The sequence below is a fragment of the Kitasatospora sp. NBC_00240 genome, assembly GCF_026342405.1.
Lineage (GTDB): Bacteria > Actinomycetota > Actinomycetes > Streptomycetales > Streptomycetaceae > Kitasatospora.
Genome location: NZ_JAPEMU010000001.1, coordinates 2,631,221 through 2,649,429 on the forward strand (window position 1 = coordinate 2,631,221; position 18,209 = coordinate 2,649,429).

At 74.0% G+C, this 18,209-nt stretch carries 16 protein-coding genes; 5 read left to right on the plus strand and 11 right to left on the minus strand.

What is annotated here, in order from left to right; genetic code table 11:
- Positions 1-207: 207 nt before the first annotated feature.
- From OG689_RS11365 to OG689_RS11380, 4 genes are all read right to left on the minus strand, one after another.
- Positions 208-738: an HPP family protein gene (locus OG689_RS11365; RefSeq protein ID WP_266319852.1), complete on the minus strand. Its 531-nt coding sequence runs from the start codon at positions 736-738 to the stop codon at positions 208-210.
- A gap of 209 nt (positions 739-947) precedes the next feature.
- The gene (locus OG689_RS11370) at positions 948-1,121 is read right to left on the minus strand and encodes a hypothetical protein (protein WP_266319854.1); all 174 of its coding nucleotides are present in this window, start codon (positions 1,119-1,121) and stop codon (positions 948-950) included.
- Positions 1,122-1,154: 33 nt separating this feature from the next.
- The gene (locus OG689_RS11375) at positions 1,155-1,355 is read right to left on the minus strand and encodes a DUF397 domain-containing protein (protein ID WP_266319855.1); all 201 of its coding nucleotides are present in this window, start codon (positions 1,353-1,355) and stop codon (positions 1,155-1,157) included.
- 2 nt (positions 1,356-1,357) lie between these two features.
- Positions 1,358-2,293, minus strand: coding sequence for a helix-turn-helix transcriptional regulator (locus OG689_RS11380; protein ID WP_266319856.1), 936 nt, complete (start codon positions 2,291-2,293; stop codon positions 1,358-1,360).
- A 158-nt stretch (positions 2,294-2,451) separates the two neighbouring features.
- Between OG689_RS11380 and OG689_RS11385 the strand changes: the two genes are divergently transcribed.
- Complete coding sequence (locus OG689_RS11385; protein ID WP_266319858.1) at positions 2,452-2,970, plus strand: ATP-binding protein; 519 nt, start codon at positions 2,452-2,454, stop codon at positions 2,968-2,970.
- Between the two features lie 101 nt (positions 2,971-3,071).
- Here OG689_RS11385 and OG689_RS11390 read toward each other — a convergent pair whose 3' ends face one another.
- Both OG689_RS11390 and OG689_RS11395 read right to left on the minus strand, forming a co-directional pair.
- Entirely contained in the window at positions 3,072-3,557 is a 486-nt protein-coding gene (locus OG689_RS11390) for a cupredoxin domain-containing protein (RefSeq protein WP_266319859.1), read from the minus strand.
- A 270-nt stretch (positions 3,558-3,827) separates the two neighbouring features.
- Positions 3,828-4,952, minus strand: coding sequence for an FAD-dependent monooxygenase (locus OG689_RS11395; RefSeq protein WP_266319860.1), 1,125 nt, complete (start codon positions 4,950-4,952; stop codon positions 3,828-3,830).
- An 89-nt stretch (positions 4,953-5,041) separates the two neighbouring features.
- Between OG689_RS11395 and OG689_RS11400 the strand changes: the two genes are divergently transcribed.
- Positions 5,042-5,647, plus strand: coding sequence for a TetR/AcrR family transcriptional regulator (locus OG689_RS11400; protein WP_266319862.1), 606 nt, complete (start codon positions 5,042-5,044; stop codon positions 5,645-5,647).
- Positions 5,648-5,681: 34 nt separating this feature from the next.
- Here the strand turns inward: OG689_RS11400 and OG689_RS11405 are convergent, their stop codons facing one another.
- The 3 genes from OG689_RS11405 to OG689_RS11415 form a co-directional block, all read right to left on the minus strand.
- Positions 5,682-6,020, minus strand: a complete 339-nt coding sequence (locus OG689_RS11405) for a transcriptional regulator (RefSeq protein ID WP_266319863.1) — start codon at positions 6,018-6,020, stop codon at positions 5,682-5,684.
- On the minus strand, positions 6,017-6,772 hold the full coding sequence (locus tag OG689_RS11410; RefSeq protein WP_266319864.1) for a hypothetical protein: 756 nt from the start codon (positions 6,770-6,772) through the stop codon (positions 6,017-6,019). The genes OG689_RS11405 and OG689_RS11410 overlap by 4 nt, the downstream gene beginning before the upstream one ends.
- A 253-nt stretch (positions 6,773-7,025) precedes the next feature.
- Entirely contained in the window at positions 7,026-9,107 is a 2,082-nt protein-coding gene (locus tag OG689_RS11415) for a SpoIIE family protein phosphatase (RefSeq protein WP_266319866.1), read from the minus strand.
- A gap of 334 nt (positions 9,108-9,441) precedes the next feature.
- Between OG689_RS11415 and OG689_RS11420 the strand changes: the two genes are divergently transcribed.
- From OG689_RS11420 to OG689_RS11430, 3 genes are all read left to right on the plus strand, one after another.
- Positions 9,442-11,016 (plus strand): leucyl aminopeptidase, encoded by a 1,575-nt coding sequence (locus OG689_RS11420; RefSeq protein WP_266319867.1) that lies wholly within the window; start codon positions 9,442-9,444, stop codon positions 11,014-11,016.
- Positions 11,006-12,652 (plus strand): AbgT family transporter, encoded by a 1,647-nt coding sequence (locus OG689_RS11425; RefSeq protein WP_266319868.1) that lies wholly within the window; start codon positions 11,006-11,008, stop codon positions 12,650-12,652. The genes OG689_RS11420 and OG689_RS11425 overlap by 11 nt, the downstream gene beginning before the upstream one ends.
- Before the next feature lie 249 nt (positions 12,653-12,901).
- Positions 12,902-13,870: an acyltransferase domain-containing protein gene (locus OG689_RS11430; protein WP_323189274.1), complete on the plus strand. Its 969-nt coding sequence runs from the start codon at positions 12,902-12,904 to the stop codon at positions 13,868-13,870.
- A gap of 50 nt (positions 13,871-13,920) precedes the next feature.
- Here the strand turns inward: OG689_RS11430 and OG689_RS11435 are convergent, their stop codons facing one another.
- Together OG689_RS11435 and glsA are read right to left on the minus strand one after the other, a co-directional pair.
- Positions 13,921-16,647, minus strand: coding sequence for a GH92 family glycosyl hydrolase (locus OG689_RS11435; RefSeq protein WP_323189380.1), 2,727 nt, complete (start codon positions 16,645-16,647; stop codon positions 13,921-13,923).
- 274 nt (positions 16,648-16,921) lie between these two features.
- On the minus strand, positions 16,922-18,208 hold the full coding sequence (gene glsA, locus OG689_RS11440) for a glutaminase A (RefSeq protein ID WP_266319869.1): 1,287 nt from the start codon (positions 18,206-18,208) through the stop codon (positions 16,922-16,924).
- Position 18,209: the final 1 nt, after the last annotated feature.

Below are 18,209 nucleotides of genomic sequence, written 5' to 3' on the forward strand. Positions count from 1 at the left end.
AATTCGTTCGTCACGACCATGGACGCCACAAACGCGATCGTCACGAACGCGTTTGCCACGAACGCGGACGTCACGACCGTGATCGTCGCGAACAAGGACGCCACGATCACGATCGACTGCCCCGCCGCCACCCGCCGACCTCACCCGGGCACGAAAAAAGCGCCCCCGCCGGGGGCGCTTCCGAAAGCAAAGGGGGCGGGAGTGCCCTCACCACCAGTAGGACGGGTACGCCGGGCCGCCGCGCTTGGCGCGGGTGGCGGCCATCGCCGCCAGCACGATCAGGACGGTCGCCGCCAGCAGCAGCGGCAGGAAACGGGCCGGCCTCGGCGCCTGGAGCACCACGATCACGGCGGTGGCGACCGCCGGCGTGTGCTGGGTCCGGCTGAACATCATCACCGCCAGCGCCAGGCCGCCCGCCAGGGCAGCGGCCCAGGTCGCACTGCCCAGAACGGCCAGCACGGCGAACCCGGTGAGGGCCGCCAGCAGGTGCCCGCCGACGAGGCTGCGCGGCTGCGCCAGCGGCAGAGCCGGGGTGCTGTGCACCAGAGCCGCACTGGCCGCCAGCGGCGGGATCAGCATCGGCTGGTGCAGCAGCGCCCCCGCGGCGACGATCAGCAGCAGCACCGATATCGACGAGGTGGTCGCGTGCAGCATGGTGCCCAGGCTCGGTGAGGCGGGTGCCCTGCTGACCGGCGGCCGCAGGGCGGGGCGAGGGCGGGCGGCCTGGTCGGTGCTCATGGGCGTGGCGCTCCGGACGTGCTCCGGGCGTCACTGGCCCGGGGTTGGACGGGGGTCGGGAACGGCCCGGCGCCACCGCGACACTCCACGCGGCGGGCCCGCGTGGTCGACGCGGCGGGGCCATACGCTCGGCTCCGGATCCCGGACGGCGCAGTCCATTGGTGGACGAATCTACCCGCGCCGCCGCACTGACCTGCACCCGGGGGTCCTCACTCCTCCCCCGGCCACCCCGCCCGTACCTCGGCCCCGCAGCGATGGCAGACCACCGGCGGGACCCTGTCCAGCACCGCGTCGCACTCCGGGCAGACCCGGTTCAGCCAGCAGGCGGCTTCGCCGCCCTCCGGCTCCGGCGGCTCACCGCCCGCGCCGTCCTCCTCGGTCATACCCGCCACGGTACGTCCCGCTGCCTTCGGACCTCACGCCTCGGCCGCGAACCGGACGAACGCGGCCCACTCCTCACGGGCGAACGCGAACTGCGGCCCCTGGCGGTCCTTCGAGTCCCGGACATGTACGACGTCGGAGCCGAGCGCGACCTCGACGCACTCGCCGCCGTCGCCGGCGCTGTGGCTGCTCTTGATCCAAGCGAGGCCGGAGGTGCGGTCATAAGGGTATTCCATGTTCATAGCTCTCCCAAGACCTTCTCGATCAGGGTCAACGACTCACGAGGAGTGAGGGCTTGCCCGCGGATGCTCCCGAAACGTGCAGCCAGCATACGGACCTCCTCCGGATCGGTGATCAACCGGCTGACGCTCTGCACCTCGACATAGCCGACCTGCTGCCGCCCTTTGGGGGTGAGCAGGATGAACGGACCGGCCAGCCCGGCGTGCTCCTCGCACTCCAGGGGCAGCACCTGAATCGTGGTACTCCGCAACCGTCCGAGCTGGAGCAACTGCCTCAACTGCCCCCGTTGGGCAGTCGGCCCGCCGATCCGCCGTCGCAGAACCGACTCTTCCAGCACCGCATTGACCATGGGCGGCGGCCAGCGGGTGAGGACCTCTTGCCGAGCCAGTCGGGCGGCCACCCGTTGCTCGATGGTCGCTTCGTCCAGGAGTGGTTGCTGGGCATCAAAGGTGGCCCGCGCGTAGTCCGTGGTCTGCAGAAGCCCCGGGACTGTGAAGGTACTGAAGAAGTTCAGCTCCACGGCCTCCAGTTCCAGCCGCGCGTAGTCCCGGAACCACTCGGGGTGCCTCACCCGCGCCTTCGCCTTCGCCCGGGTCAGGTCCTCCTTGGCCGCCTTCAACAGGCCGCCTGCCCCCAGCAGTTCGTCAGCCGCATCGAGGAACTCCGGTTGCGGCGTGCGGCGGCCGCGTTCCAGGGAGGAGATGAGGTCCTCCCCGTACCCGAGCCGGTCGCCGAGCTCCTTCTGCGTCAGCCCGGCCCGCTCCCGCAGCAGCTTCACCTGCTTGCCGATCGCGCGGAGGAAGTCCGTCGCGCCTTCGGGGTCGTCCGGCGGCTCCGGCCGGCGGTCCAGGCCGCCGTCCCGCACCGCGCCCGCCGGCCGCGCGAACGGATCCGCCCGGTCCAGGTCGTCACCGCCACTCTCCCGTAGCGCCATCAGCGACCACCGCCTCACGGGCCCCGGCGGGCCCCCCGTGCCGTTCACCTCCGGTAGGACCGGCGGGCCGGACCGTCAACCGGCCGTGCCCGTACAGCCGCGTCCCGTACCGGATCACCTGCTCGCCAGAGTAGATGCAAGCGGGCACGCTCTGTGACATGAAGTCCGAAATCGCTCCCGCCAGACCGACCGCGGCCACAGCTCCGCGCAGCTGGCAGTTCGCCTCCACCTGGCGGGGTGTCCGGCTCACCCGGGTCGCCGTCACGAAGCAACTCGCCGAGTGGGGTTGGGCGGTCGACACCGAGACCACCCAGAACGCCGCCCTGCTGGTCGCCGAGCTCGCCGCCAACGCGGTCGTCCACGGGCGCGTGCCCGGCCGCGACTTCCGGGTGCGGCTGAGCATGGCCGAACCGCCGGCCGCCGAGGGCGGTGCCGCCGGGCCGGCCACGCTCCGTGTCGAGGTCGCCGACTCCCGCGGCGACCGGCTGCCCGCTCCACGCACCGTCACTGACACCGACGCAGCGGGGGTCGGCCCCGACTCCGGCGCCGAGTCGGGGCGGGGCCTGGTGCTCGTCGACGCGCTGGCTTCACGCTGGGGCAGCGTCCCCCGGCCGCCTTCGGGAAAGACCGTCTGGGCCGAGCTCCACCCCACCGAGCCCCGCTCGGCGGAAGCGTGACCGGCAGGCCGTCCGCCGTCCGTCGTCCGCCGGCCACCAGCCACCAGCCACCAGCCACCAGCCGGTGGACGTCTCCCGACGAACGGGGGTGTCCGCACGCCCTACTGCACCGTCAGCGTCCCGTGCATGTTCGGGTGGATGCTGCAGATGTACCGGTACTCGCCGGGCGTGGTCGGGGCGGTGAAGGTGGTCGTCTGACCGCCGGCGATGTCGCCGGTGTCGAAGAGGCCGTCGGTGACGGAGGTGACGGTGTGCGCGGTGCTGTCCTGGTTGATGACCGTGACGGTCGCGCCGGGGGCCACCGTCACCGCGACCGGGGTGAACGCGAAGTCCTTGATGGTCACCGTGACGGCGGCCGCCGGGGTCCCGCTGGGTGAGGCGGACCCGGAGCCGGCGGCCGAGGGGCTCGCCGAGCCGGCGGACGGCGACGGCGACCCGGCCGCGGTGGGCGACGCGTCGGCGCTGGCGGGCGACGGGGTGCTCGGGGTGCTCGGCTTACTGGACGAGCAGCCGGCGAGGCCCAGCAGGGCGAGGACGGTGACGGCCGTGAGGGCGGTCCGCCACCGGCGGGGGTTGGTGGGCAGCATGGTGCTCCGGCCTTTCGGGTCCGCGCCCGCCGGGAGGCGGGCCGCCGGTGGCCAGACTCCCGCAGGCCTGCCGCCCCAGGCGGGTCCACCCACCCGTCGGGGCCTCCCGGTCACCCGAACGGGCGGCCTCCGTTCGACCGATCGGCCCCGCCGTCCCCTCTCCTGGACCACCCGTTCGCCCCGCCACCCCGCCACCCCGCCACCCCGTGGGCAACGGGCAGGCCTGCCCTGGGAACGCCGCAGCGCAGCCGACCGGCAGCCGACGGGACGTCAGGAACGCCCGGCGGACCGGAGACGGGCGGCCAGGTTGCGGGCGCCGAGGCCGAACCGGGTGGCGGGGACGAGCAGCGCCGCCGAGCGCTTGATGCCGCGCTGCTTGGGGGTCACCCGGGCGCGGTGCTCGGCCTCGTAGCGGGCCAGTGCGGCGGCGGGGGCGGCCGGGTGTTCGGCGAGGGCCGCGGCCAGCGTGCGGGCCCCGGCGATGGCGAGGCTGGAGCCGTCCCCGAGCAGGGAGACGCAGGAGGCGGCGTCGCCCAGCAGGGTGATGCGGCCGCGCGACCAGGCGGGGAGGTCGACGGTGCTGACCGCGTCGAAGTAGAGCTCGTCGGTGTTCGCCACCTGGTCGAGCAGTCCCGGCACCCGCCAGCCGAGGCCGGTGTGGGACTCGGTCACGATCCGCCTGTGCAGCCCCGTGTCGTGATGGTCGAACGCGGTGATGTCGGGCCGGCGGAAGATGAAGGCGGCCAGGGCGGCCCCCCGGGAGGGGTGGACGGAGACCAGCCGGCCGGGGGCGTTGAGCAGCTGCACCTCGTGCGGATGGTCGGCGGGCTCCCCGAGCGGCAGGGTGGCGACCAGGATCCCGGTGGGCCGGACGAAACCGCGCTCGGGACCGAAGGCGAGGCGCCGCACCTGGGAGTGCAGCCCGTCCGCGCCGACCACCAGGTCGAAGCGGCGCGGCGCGGCCCGCTCGAAGGTCACGTCCACCCCGTGCTCGTCCTGCTGGAGTGCGGCGATGCTGTCGCCGAGGAGGAACTCGGTGTCGCTACGGGCCGCTTGCCGGAGGACGGCGGCCAGGTCACCGCGCGGGACCTCGACCTCCCGGCGCTCGCCGCCCGCCCGGCCGCCGGGCAGGGGCAGCCGGGCGATGGTGCGCCCGGAGGCGTTCAGCAGGCGCATCGTGGTGGCCGAGGTGGCGGCGGCCCGCAGGTGCGGCAGGACGCCCATGGCCTCGACCACGGGCAGGGCTGCGCCGCGGACGTCGACCGGGTTCCCGCTGGAGCGCGGGTTCGCGGCCTTCTCGACGACGGTCGGGCGCAGGCCCTGGCGGGCCAGCCAGTAGGCGAGGGTGGGGCCGGCCACGCCGGCACCGGAGATGAGAACGCTCCGAGGAGTCATGCCATCACCGTAGATGCACTCGATGCATTTCTGCAATGAGTGCAGTTTTGCATCAGATGCAAACCTGCACCGCACGCTAAGGTGTCCGGATGTCCCTTCGTGACCGCAAGCGCGCCCGCACCCGCCAGGCCCTCGTCGAGGCGGCGACCGAGCTGTTCCGCCGGCAGGGCTACGACCGGACCACGGTGGCGGACATCGCCGCGGCGGCGGAGATCGGCACACGGACGTTCTTCAGCTACTTCGCCAGCAAGGAGGAGCTGCTCTTCCCGGAGTCCGACACCCGGGTGGAGGCCGTGATCACCGCCATCGACTCCCGCACCCCCGGGGAGGGCCCGGCCGAGGTCCTGCTCCGCGCCCTGAGCGCCGTGCCGGACACCGGCGACGACCTGGTCGGCCCACTGGCCGCACTGCGCCTCGAACTGATCCGCACCGTCCCCGCGGTACGCGGCCGCGCCCTCCAGATCCAGCTCGACGCCCAGCAGGAGATCGCACGCCGGCTGGCCGAGGCCTTCCCGGACCAGCTCGACCCGGTCCGGGCGGCCGCACTCACCGGCGCGTTCGCCGGCGCCGTCACCGGCGCCCTCCAGGTCCTCCTCGAAGACCCGGAGCACCTCGCCACCCCCGCCGACCTGCACGCCGCCGTCCGGGCCGCCACCGACACCGCACTCGCCCCCTGGCTGCGGCCCGGAGCCTGAGCGCGGGCGGCTGCGCCTCCCCCGGGGACGACCCCTACGGCTCCCGGGTCGAACTTCCGTGTTCGATCTGCTGGATGAGCCGCTTGAGCTGGGTGACTTCGTCCCGCAGGGCCCGGTCGCCGGCCGGGGTGAGGGAGAGCCAGGTGCGGGCGCGTCTGCCCTCGTAGCCCTTCTCGACGAGGATCAGTCCGGCCTTCTCCAGGACTGCCAGATGCTGGCTGAGGTTTCCGGCAGTGAGACCGAGTGCCGTGCGCAGGAATCCGAACTCGACCCGTCGGGCCTGGTGGGCGATGGTGAGGATGCCCAGGCGGACGCGCTGGTGGACCACGTCGTCCAGGCCGTTGACGGGGTGCTGACCGGGCTCGGCGATCATGAGGTTTTGCGCTGACGGGACTGCTGGGCCAGGCCGAAACCGAGTGCGCCGAGCAGGAGGAGCAGCCCGGGGACGCCCAGACGGGGCAGGGCGGACCAGGGCGGGGCGGCGAAGCTCCCGGCCCATCCGGTGCCGAGCGGCACCAGCTCGAAGGCCAGGTACGCCACCGTGAGGAGCAGCAGGGCAAAACTGCGTTCCACCCAGGACAGCACCAGCAGCGGTAGTCCGACGGCGGCGGCGTTGCCGACGAGCCGTTCGAGGAAGACCGTCGACCCCGAGGCGGGATCGAGCCGCAGGCCCCAGAAGTCGAGCGGGGTGCCGGGCCGCGGCATCCCCTGCCGGAGGCTCCAGAACGCGGTGGCCGTCGCCAGCCCGGCCAGGACGATCCCCGCCAGGATGTACGGCCGGACCGGGGTGCCGACCCCGCGGTTGCGGGAGCGGCGGACGTAGAAGAACGCGATCGCCGCGTAGGCCAGGCCGAGGCCGAGCGTCCAGTAGAGCGGCGATCCCTGCGTGACGAGGGTGCAGCTCGTGGGGATGTCCCCCGAGCCCGGGGCGGCCGGGCAGTCGGTGACGGTCCGGACGCTGGTGGTCAGGCGGCCGACCAGGATCCCGCCGAGGGTCAGCACCCCGAACAGCAGGAGAGGGAACCAGGCGCCGCGCTGGGCGGCACGGACCTGACGGGTCAACTCGCCGAGGCCGGCGAGGACTTCACTGGGAGTACCTGATGACGGTACTGCTGCGTCTGTCATGCAGTCAGCTTTGCATTACAAACCAGTTGTGACAAGAGACCTGCGTGGGACCGGAGGACCGGGGCCCCGCGCGCCTCCATCGGGCCGGCCGGGTACGACGCGCTGAGCCGGTCGTACGCCACCGTGCAGCGGCGACTGCCGCCGCTGCAAGGACCGGCGGGCAGTCCGTCCGCGGGGACGTGAGCCACGGGCCGAGGTGCCCGGCCGGCTCACGCGTGGCGGTCCCGGCGGCCGCCCCCGCCGGGCCGTACCGTCAGAGCGGCCCGGGCAGCGGCTGCTCGGCCCAGATCGTCTTGCCCTCGCGGAGGTAGCGGGTGCCCCACTGGGCGCTGAGCTGCATGACGATGAACAGCCCCCGGCCGCCCTCGTCGGTGCTGCCGGCCTGGCGCAGGTGCGGGGCGGTGTTGGTCCGGTCGGACACCTCGCAGATCAGGGTGCGGTCGCGGATCAGGCGCAGCTGGACGGCGCCCTTGCCGTAGCGGATGGCGTTGGTGACGAGTTCGCTGACGATGAGCTGGGTGCTGTACACCAGGTCGTCCAGCCCCCAGGCGACGAGCTGGCGTTCGGCCAGCTCACGGGCGTGGGAGACGACGGCGAGGTCGTCGGGGAAGGTCCAGGCGGCGACGTTCCCCTCGGCCAGGTGGTGGGTGCGGGCGAGCAGCAGGACGGCGTCGTCGCCGGGCCGCTCGGGCACCAGGGTGTAGACCGCCGCGTCGCAGAGCTCCTGGAGGCTGCGGCCGGGCCGGGCGAGGACCTGGTGCAGGCGTTCCAGCGAGGCGTCGCTGTCGCGGCCGCGGTCGGTCACCAGACCGTTGGTGTAGAGGGCGAGAACGCTGCCCGCCGGCAGTTCGACGGAGGCGCTCTCGAAGCCGGCGCCGCCGACCCCCAGGTGCGGGCCGCCGGGCACCTCGAAGGGGAGCACCTTCCCGCTGGGGTCCAGCACCAGGGGCTGCGGGTGGCCGGCCCGGGCGGCGGTGCAGCGACGGGAGACCGGGTCGTAGGTGAGGACCAGGCAGGAGGCGATCATCTCGGACCCGGGGTCGCCGCTGCCGGGCGTGACGGCGCTGTCCCGCGCGAGCCGGACGGTGGTGGTGTCCAGGCGCTCGAGCAGTTCGTCGGGCGGCAGGTCGAGCGCGGCCAGGGTGCGGACGGCGGTCCGCAGCTGGCCCATGGTGGCGGCGGCCTCCACGCCCCGGCCGGCGAGGTCGCCGACGACCAGTGCGACCCTGGCCCCGGAGAGCTGGATGACGTCGTACCAGTCGCTGCCGGCGCCTCCCGCCATGTAGAGGTGCGCGGCGTCCACGGCGGAGACCGACGGGGGCTGCTGGGGCAGCAGGTAGCGCTGGAGCGCGGTGGCGACGGTACGTTCGCGGGCGTAGCTGCGGGCCTTGTCCAGGCTCAGGGCCGCGCGCGCGGTGAGCTCCCGGGCGAGTTCCAGGTCGTCCTCGTCGAAGGGGTCGGGCCGCTCGTAGCGGTAGTAGGCCGCCAGGCCCAGGACGGTGTCGTGGACGACCAGCGGAACGGCGATCAGGGAGTGCACGCCGGCGGTCCGCCACCGTTCGGTGGTGACCGGGTCGGTCTCCAGCCAGCGTTCGCCGTAGTCCAGCCGGCTGACCAGCCGGGGGCGGATGTCGGCGAGGCTCTGGGTGAACGGGGTCGGGAACGGGAAGGTGTTGAGGCGGCCGATGCGCACCGGGAGTTCTCCGCCGTGGCGGGTGCGGTAGGCGGCGCGGCGCAGCGGGTGGTCGGGGGAGACCGGGCCCTCGTGGGCGGGGCCGGCCCGCCAGGCCTCGTCGAGGACGTCGACGGTGGTGGCGTCCGCGAAGCGCGGCACCGTGACGTCGGCGAGCTCCTGCGCGGTGGTGGCGATGTCGAGGGTGGAGCCGATGGTCCGGTGTGCCCGGTGCAGGACGGCGAGGCGTTCGGCGGCGGACTCCCGGGCGGTGACGTCCTCGACGGCGACGGCGACGCCGAGCGGTTCGCCCTGCTCGCCGCTGACGCCGTCCTCCAGCCGGTAGAGGGTCAGCGAGAGCACCTGGGCCCGGTCGGGGGCGGCCGCGGGGTGGCCGCGCACCAGCCGGCCCGTCAGGGTGGCGCCGGTGGCGAGCACTTCGGCGGCGAGTCCGGTCATTTCGGCGGCGGGGAATCCGGGGACGAAATCGGTGAGCCGACGGCCGACGGCCTCCTCGCCGGGCAGGCAGCGCAGGGTGCGGGCGGCGCGGTTGAGCTGCACCAGTCGCAGTTCGCGGTCGAGGACGTACCAGCAGCGCGGCGCCCCGCCGAACAGTGCCGCCAGGAGGGCGGCCTCCCCCTCGTCGCGATCCGAGTCCCGCACCGTGAAACCTCCGGGCAGCCGTACCTGATCCGTCGTGTTCCCTTCCCCCACCATGGCAGAGCAGCGGGGCGGCGGCCCGGCAGGAGTCGCTGGCGGGTCGCGGGTTCTCGGCCGTCCGGGCGGGCCCCGCGATCGCCGTGCCGGCGGCCCCGGCCTACCGGGCAGGGCGGCGCGGCGGGCGGGTGGTCCGCGGGCCGGGCACCGCTGCCCCGTCCGGCCGAGCCGGGGGCCGCCCGGCGGGCGGGACCGGCCGGGGTGTGGACAGTCTGAGTTCGCCCCCTGCCGAGAACGAGCCGCCCGCGACGGGCCGGCCCAGGGGGCCCGAGGAGCGGGGATGGCAGACCTTCGTGACAGATTCGACCCGATCCCGTCCTGGGCGCGGCCGCCGGAGGTCCTGGTGGCGGCGTCCGACGGCGCGCCGGGCGCGGGTGGTCACGGCCTGGTGGGCGTACCGCTGCCGGCCGAGGGGGACGTGCCGCCCGAGCTGGGGCTGGACCGCCGGCAGCTGACGGCCGCCGGTCTCAGCGGTGAGGCGGGCACGGCGGGGCTGCTGGCCCGCCCCGGCGACGGGCCGCTGGTGGTGTTCGGCACCGGCACGACGGAGGCGCTGGACACCACCGCCCTGCGGGACGCCGGCGCGGCGTTCGCCGGGGCGGCCGCCTCGGCGGGCCGGCTGGCCCTGCTGATGCCCGCGGGTCCCGGGGTGGTGGCTCCGGCGGCGGCCGCGCAGGCACTGGTGGAGGGGGTGCTGCTGGCCCGCTACCGCTACGAGGTGCTGAAGCGCTCGCCGCAGGCCGTCCCGGTGGAGGCGCTGACGCTGCTGGTGGCCGGGGCGGACGTGGCGGAGGCGGAGCGGGGCGCGCGGCGGGGCCTGCTGTTCGCGCGCGCCACCATGCTGGCCCGCGACCTGGCGAACTCGCCGCCCAGCCTGCTGACCGCCGCCGTGCTGGCGGAGGTCGCGAGTGGCCTGGCCGCGGGCACCGGCCTCGCGGTCGAGGTGTTCGACCAGGCGCAGCTGGTGGCGATGGGCTGCGGCGGGCTGCTCGGGGTCAACGCGGGCAGTGCCGACCCGGCCCGGATGATCAGGCTGCGCTACACCCCGGCGGGGGCGGCGGGCGACGGGGCGGCCCGGGTCACGCTGGTCGGCAAGGGCGTGATGTACGACTCCGGCGGGATCAGCCTCAAGCCGGCCGACGCGGTGCACGCGACGATGAAGAACGACATGTCGGGGGCCGGCGCGATCCTGGCGGCGATGTCGGTGCTCCGGGAGCTGGACTGCCCGACGGCCGTCACCGGCTACCTGATGTGCACGGACAACATGCCGTCGGGCACCGCGACCAAGCTCGGTGACGTGCTGTCGATCCGCGGCGGCAGCACGGTCGAGGTGATCAACACCGACGCGGAGGGCCGGCTGATCATGGCGGACGCGCTGGTGCTGGCGACCGAGGAGCCGACCGACGCGATCGTGGACATCGCCACGCTCACCGGCGCCGCGATGCGCGCGCTGGGTTCGGAGATCGCCGGGGTGTTCGGCAACCGCGGGCCGCTGGTGGAGCAGGTGCTGGCGGCGGCCCGGGCGACCGGCGAGCCGGCCTGGCAGCTGCCGCTGTCCCGGCGCTACCGGGCGGAGCTCGACTCGGACGTGGCCGACATCAAGAACATGGGCGGCCCGAACGGCGGCGCGATCCACGCCGCGCTGTTCCTGGAGGACTTCGTCGCCGGGGTGCCGTGGGCGCACATCGACATCGCGGGGCCGGCCCAGAACGACAGCGCGAACGCCTGGCGGCCCAAGGGCTGCACCGGGTTCGGGGCGCGGCTGCTGGCCGAGTTCCTGCTTCTCTTCTCCCCGCCCGGCAGCCCCCGGCCGGGCTCCGGCGAGGGCGGCGAGGTGGCCCGCGATGAGCGGTGAGGCGGTGCCGGCGGGCCGGACCCGCGGGCAGCGGATGCTGGACGGCATCGAGAAGATCGGCAACAAGGTCCCGCACCCGGCGATGATCTTCATCGGCCTCTGCGCCCTGGTGATCGTGCTGTCGGCGATCCTGGCCGCCTTCGACGTCTCGGTCACCTACGACGCCGCCGAGCCGGCGCCCGTCCCCGTGCACGAGGTGTACGACGGCGGCACCGACTACCCGTCCAACCAGGTGCCGCCGGTCTCGAACTACGACCACCCGTACGAGATCCACCAGGAGACCACGAAGATCGAGAGCCTGCTGACCGGGGACGGCATCAGGTTCATCTTCACGTCGGCGACCACCAACTTCACCAACTTCGGCGTGGTCGCGGTGATCCTGGTCGCGATGGTCGGCGTCGGCCTCGCCGAGGAGGCCGGCCTGATCGGCGCGCTGATCCGCAAGCTCGTCCGGGTGGCCCCGCCGGGCAGCTTGACCTTCATCATCGTGCTGCTCGGCATCCTGTCCAGCATCGCCTCGGACGCCGGCTACCTGGTGCTGATCCCGCTGGGCGCGGTGGCCTTCATGAGCGTCGGACGCCATCCGCTGGCGGGCCTGGCCGCCGCCTTCGCGGGCGTCGGGGCGGCCTTCGGCGTGAACGTCCTGATCACCCCGGTCGACGGGATCATCACCGAGATCACCAACGAGGCGGTCGCGCTGGTCAGGCCCGGCGAGTCGATCAACCTCACCGCCAACCTGTACTTCGGCATCGCCTCGACGCTGTTCCTCGCCGTCGTCATCACCGTGATCACCGAGCGGATGGTCGAACCCCGGCTCGGTGCCTACACCGAGACGCCGGAGGTCGAGGACGTCACCGAGGCCGGGATCAGCGTCGAGGCGGAGAGCCGCGGCCTGCGGTTCGCGCTCTACGGCCTGCTGGTGGTGGCGGTGGCGGTCTCGCTGCTCTCGTTCATCCCGGGGGCGCCGCTGCGCAACCCGGAGACCGGCAGCCTGTTCGACGACTCGCCGTTCATGGACGCGCTGATCTTCATCATCATGCTGCTGTTCCTGGTCGCCGGCCTCTGCTACGGCACCGGGGCCAACACGCTGCGGGGCACCAGCGCCGCGATGGAGGCCATCACCAAGACCTTCGCGGGCCTCGGCGGGCTGATCTTCCTGTTGTTGATCATCGCCCAGTTCATCGCCTACTTCAACTACAGCAACATGGCGACGATCGCCGCCGTCAAGCTGGCCGACGTCCTGGAGGGCATCGACGTCGGACCGCTCTGGCTGCTCCTGGGCCTCATCCTGGTCACCCTGATCCTGGACCTGATCATCCCCGGGGTGATCCCCAAGTGGGCCATCCTGGCACCGGTGTTCGTCCCGCTCTTCCTGCGGCTGGGCATCGCCCCGCAGACCGTGCTGGCGGCCTACCGGATCGGCGACTCGCCCCCGAACGTCATCACCCCGCTGATGGTGTACCTGCCGTTCATCGTCCTGCTCACCCAGAAGTACAAGAAGAAGTCCGGCGTCGGCACCGTGGTGTCGCTGATGATGCCGTACGCGCTCCTGGTGGCCGTCGCCTGGGTGATCTTCTTCGTCGCCTGGTACCTGATCGGCATCCCACTCGGACCGGGCGCGCCGGTCGACGCCTAGGGGTGGGCCGCAACCGTCAGCACCCCCGGCGCGGTCCGATCCGAGCACGCTCATCCACCGACGACACCTGTCCCGGCCATGGCCCGACCAGCCCGACGCCCGACGCCGATCGAAGTCAACGGTATTGAACGTGTGTCGATTCCGGAACGTCACGTGGCCGCCCGGACTCCCCCGGATCGCGCGTCGGCTGTACGGGGTGGGAGAAACCCGGAATCATCCCGGTGAGCGGCCGAGACACAGGCGGGTGGGATGGGCGGGATTCTGGCGTTCCTCGGGAGGGACGAAACATACGCGCGGTGGCTCCGAGACCTGGCGGACCTGGAAGTCCCCGACGGTGGCGTCGTGCTGCCGCCGGCCGACGAACTCCCGGCTCTGCTGGTGGACCTGGCGGTTCCGCACGAGGACGTCAACGGTGTGGTCGGGCTCCTGGAGTCGGTTCGCGACGACCCCGATTGGCGCTGGCTGTTGGGACGATGTGCGGCCTCGGTGTTCACCGATCCGGAGGCGGTCGGCGGTGGGTCGCGGATACCACGGCTGCCCGAGGGGCTCGGCGAAGCGGGGCGCTGGTGGGCGGCGTTCGTGTTCGTCGTGGCCCTGCCGCGCGCACGAGAGCTGCACCGTGCCCGTGGCATCCCCGAGAAGGTCACCCGGCGGACGTTCGCCGACCTTGGCCGACAGGTGGTGGTTCACCGCCTGCGCCGCGGCATGGGCGGGGTGAACTCGCCGTCCTGGCTGGGGTTGCACCTTCGTGGCGAGCTCTTCCAGTTGGGCCGTCTGCAGTACCAGCGGTCCAGGCTCTCCACACGGTGGCTCCCGGTCCGTGCCGGGGAGCCGAGCCTGGCGCTCCACATTCCGGACTTCTGCGGGCCGCTGTCGCCGGCTGCCTGCGACGCCTCCCTCGCTCGCGCTCGCGAGTTCTTCTCCCGCCATTTCCCGGAGGAGCACTGCGCCCTCACCCACTGTGAATCGTGGCTGCTCGACCCGCAGCTGAGCCAGTACCTGCCGGTGAACTCCAACATCCTCGGCTTCCAGCGCCGGTTCCGACTCGCTCCCCGGCCTGACCGGCCGAACGACGACGCCCCGGTCCGGTACGTCTTCGGCCTGTCGGATGTCGACCCGGCCGACCTCCCCCGGCGCACCTCACTGGAGCGAGCGGTGGGGGACCATCTCCGCGCGGGGCGCCACTGGTACGAAGGTCGCGGCTGGTTCGCCCTTTGAGCGGTGCGAGGTGAGAGGGGACGCTTGCGGCCCCTCTCCCTGCAGCAGCGTTACCCGTACACCTCCAGCTCCTGGATCCGGGCCGGCTCCGGGCCGCCGCCGGCCGGGGCGTTGGCGGCGACGTCGACCCGCAGCCGGACGTACCGGGCCGGGCGGGGCAGGGCGGCGTGCTCGGTGCGGCTGGCCCGGGAGCCGGTGACGGCGACGGCCGGGGCCCAGTCGACGCCGTCGGTGCTGGTGTCGATCCGGAAGGCGGCGGTGTTGCGGCCGGTGCTCGCGCCGCCGAGGCCGGCGTGCGCGACCACGAACGAGGAGACCGTCCGGCTGGTGCCCAGGTCGGCCCGCAGCCAGGGCTCCGGGTCGGCCGAGCACCAGCCGGCGGCGCTGCCGAGCGCGCCGTCGAAGGCCCGGTCGGCCGATCCGCCGCCGGGGCAGGGCGCGGAGCCGGTGGCGGCGGCGCCGAGCGCGAGGTCCGGGCCGCGCTCGGGCGCGGCGGGCGGGGCGGGCGCACCGTCGGGGAAGGACGGCGGCACGTCGTCGGCGCCGGTGCCCCAGCGGGCGCCGGGTGCGCCGCCCATCGTGTACTCCAGCGCCGCCCCGCCGGCGAGGTCCGGGTAGCGCAGGTAGCTGTGGGTGGTGGCCGCCCGGCCGACCGTCAGCCCCTGGACGTAGCGGCCGGTGCCGGTGGCGGTGACGGCGATGTCGCCGCCCGGGCGCCTGATCAGCAGCGCCGGGAAGAGCGGCCCGTGCAGGGCGAGGGTGTCGGCGCCCGGCGTGACCGGGTACATCCCGAGCGCGGCCCAGACGTACCAGGCGGAGGTGGCCCCGAGGTCGTCGTTGCCCGGCAGCCCGCCCGGGCCGAGCCCGAAGGACTCGGCCGCCACCCGGCGGACGGCGTCCGCGGCCCCGGCCGGCCGGCGGGCGAAGTTGTACGCCCAGGGCACGCCGTGCTCCGGCTCGTTGCCGATGTAGTAGTACGGCCGGCTCTGACCGGCGTTCAGTTCGCCGAAGTGGTGGTCCAGTCGCCGCAGGGCGGTGTGCCGCCCGCCCATGGCGTCGATCAGGCCGGCGTAGTCGTACGGGACCGTCCAGGTGTACTGCGCCGCGTTGCCCTCGGTGAAGCCCGAGCCGCTCGCCGGGTCCAGCGGCCAGGCCCAGACGCCGGCCTGGTCCCGGGGCTGCACGTAGCCGGCGTCCTGGCCGTAGGTGTTGCGCCACCACTGGGCGCGGGTCATGTGGGTGCGGTACGAGGCCTCGTCCCCCAGCGCCCGGGCGAACTGCGCCACCGCGAAGTCCGAGGCGGAGTACTCCAGCGAGTCGGAGGGGTCCCCGGCGAGGTACCGGAGCCGGCTGTATTCGGACTGCCGGCCGCGGACCGGGCGACCCTGGGTGGTGCCCCCGGTCGAGGACTTCTCCATCAGGGCGAGCGCGGCCGCGGTGTCGAAGTCCCTTGCGCCGAAGGCGTACAGGCCGGCGACCACGATCGGGCCGGGGTCGCCGGTCATCACGAACTCCTCGTCGGTCTGCTGCGACCACTTGGGCAACAGTCCGCCCTGCTGCCCGTCCAGCACCATCGACCGGGCGATGTCGCTCGCCTCGGCCGGGGCGAGCAGGGCGACCAGCGCCGCCCAGGAGCGGTAGATGTCCCAGCCGGAGTAGTTCTGGTAGACCGGGTGGCCGGCGTGGTGCACGGCCCCGTCGAAGCCCCGGTAGTCACCGCCGACGTCGCTGGAGACGTTCGGGCTCTGGAAGACGTGGTAGAGCGCGGTGTAGAACTTCCGCAGCTCGCCCTCCCGGCCACCGGCCACCACCACCTTGCCGAGCACCTCGTTCCAGGCGGCGTCCGCGGCCGCCCGGACGGCGTCGAAGTCCCAGCCCGGGTTCTCGGCGTCCAGGTTGCGCCGGGCGCCCTCGGCGCCGACGTAACTGAGCCCGACCTTGAACCGGACGCTCCGCCCGCCGGTGGTGTCGAAGGTCAGGTACCCGCCGGTGCCGGTGCCCGAGGCGCTGGCCGAACCGGGGGTGACCGTCGCCCCCGACCAGGTGCCGAAGCCGGTCGGCTCGCGGTCGAAGCGCAGGTCGAACCAGATCTGATAGGTCTTCGACGAGCCGCAGAAGCCGCCGGCGGTGACGCTGCCGGTCACCTCGCGGCCCTCGATCCGGACGCTGCCGGGCCGGTCGCCGGTCGCGCTGCGGCCGGTGCCGATCAGCAGCCGGGCGGTGTCCGTGGCGGGGTAGGTCAGCCGGCCCATGCCGGTGCGGGTGGTGGCGGTCAGTTCGACGTCGGTGGCGTACCGGTCGAGCCTGGTCCGGTACCGGCCGGGGGCGGCGGACTCCTCGGCCTTGGTGTGGCCGGAGGCGTAGTCCCTCCAGGCGGTTCCCGGGGAGGCGGTGAGGGCGCCGGTCACCGGGAGCAGCGGCAGGTCCTCGTTGTTGGGGCAGCCGGCGCCGTCGAAGTGGGTCAGGCTGAAGGACTCCACCGAGGTGTCGGACCACCGGTAGCCGGACGGCGAGGCGGTCGGGGTGTCCGGGCTGAACTGCACCCCGCCGAAGGGGACGACCGCGCCGGGGTAGGTGCTGCCGCCGGCCCCGCCGGGTACCGGGTCGGGGGCGGTGCTGTCGTCGGTGCCGACGAAGGGGTCGACGTACCGGGTGAGCGGGACGGCGGCGGCCCGCGCCGGGGCGGCGGTACCGGCGGGGCCGACGAGGACCAGCAGTGCGGCACCGACCGCGCAGGTGATTCGTGAGCGGGGCAGGGCGGACCGCCTGATGGTGATGGATCGTCACTTCGGCTGTGCAGATGGCCTTGTGGCACTCGGCGGGTCGCTCGGGTGTCCGGGCACAGTACCAACGGGAACGTGATCGTCCGGGAGCGCGCCCGGCGCGCCGGGCCGGGTGACGGCGAATGGCGCAACACGGATGGCGGAGCACGGGCGGGCGGGCGGCGCACGCGCGGCGCAGGCGGCATCGGCGAGCGGATAGCGGGGCGGGATGCGGGGGGGGCGGGATGCGGGGGCGGGGGCCAGTGCAGGGGTCGGGCCGGGCCGTTGCTCAGGCAGAGCCCCCGGCCCCCGGGCGGTCCGACCGGGCGCCGTCCCGGCCGACCTGCTCCCAGGGCGCACCCGGCGGGACGGGCAGCGCCTCGCCGACCACCGCCACCCGGCGGCCGCCGGCGGCCAGCCGGGCCAGGGTCGCGCTGATCATCGCCTGGGCGACGGTGTCCAGCCGGGTGACCCGGCCGAGGTCGAGCAGCACCGGGCCGGTGGTCCCCGTCTCCAGCTCGAACAGCACCCGCTCGGCGGCGGTGAAGTCCAGCGCTCCCTGCGCCGCCACCACCGCGAAGGCGCCCCGGCGCGGGGGATCGTCGGCAGGCGACCCGCCGACGACGGTCGGCGCCGCCGGGGCCGGGCTCAGCATCAGGTGCAGGCCGAACCGCTCCGACAGCTCCCGCAGCGCGGCGGTGCCGCGGACGGGGTTGCCGGTCCGGTCCAGCGGCGGGCTCCAGCAGGCGGCTCCGAACCGGGCCGGGCTGACCGCGATCAGCCCGCCCGACACCCCGCTCTTCGCGGGTAGTCCCACCCGCAGCAGCCACTCGCCGGAGGCGTCGTACATGCCGCAGGTCGCCATCACCGAGAGGACCTGCACGGCGACCAGCTCACCCACCACCCGCTCCCCGGTGACCGGGTTGACGCCGCCGTTGCCCAGGGTCGCCGCCATCACCGCGAGGTCGGCGGCCGTCGCCCGGACCGCGCACTGCCGGAAGTACAGGTCGGTGGCGGCGAGCGGGTCGCAGGCCAGCGAGCCGGCCCCGCGCATCAGGTAGGCCAGGGCCCGGTTGCGGTCGCCGGTCGCGGCCTCCGAGGCGTGCACGGCCGCGTCCAGGTCCAGGCGGCGGCCGGCGAAGGCGCTCAGTCCGGCGAGGATCCGCTCGAACCGCTCCGCCGGGGTCGCGCCCGGCACCAGGGCGGTGGTCGCGATCGCACCGGCGTTGATCATCGCGTTGGACGGGCGGCCGGTGCCCTCCTCCAGGCTGATCGCGTTGAAGGCCTCCCCGCTGGGTTCGGCGCCGACCCACCGGCCGACCTCGTCCAGGCCCAGCTCCGCCAGCGCCAGGGCGTAGACGAAGGGCTTGGACACCGACTGCAGGGTGAACGGCTCCCCCGCGTCGCCGGCCTGGTAGCGGTGCCCGTCCATGCTGACCAGCGCCAGCCCGAAGGCCTCGCGCCGGGCCCGGGCCAGCTCGGGGATGTAGGTCGCGGTCTCCCCTTCGTCCAGGGCGCCGAGGCGCCGGTGGATGTCGGCCAGGGCCTCGGTGACCACGTCCGGCCCGGCGGCCACC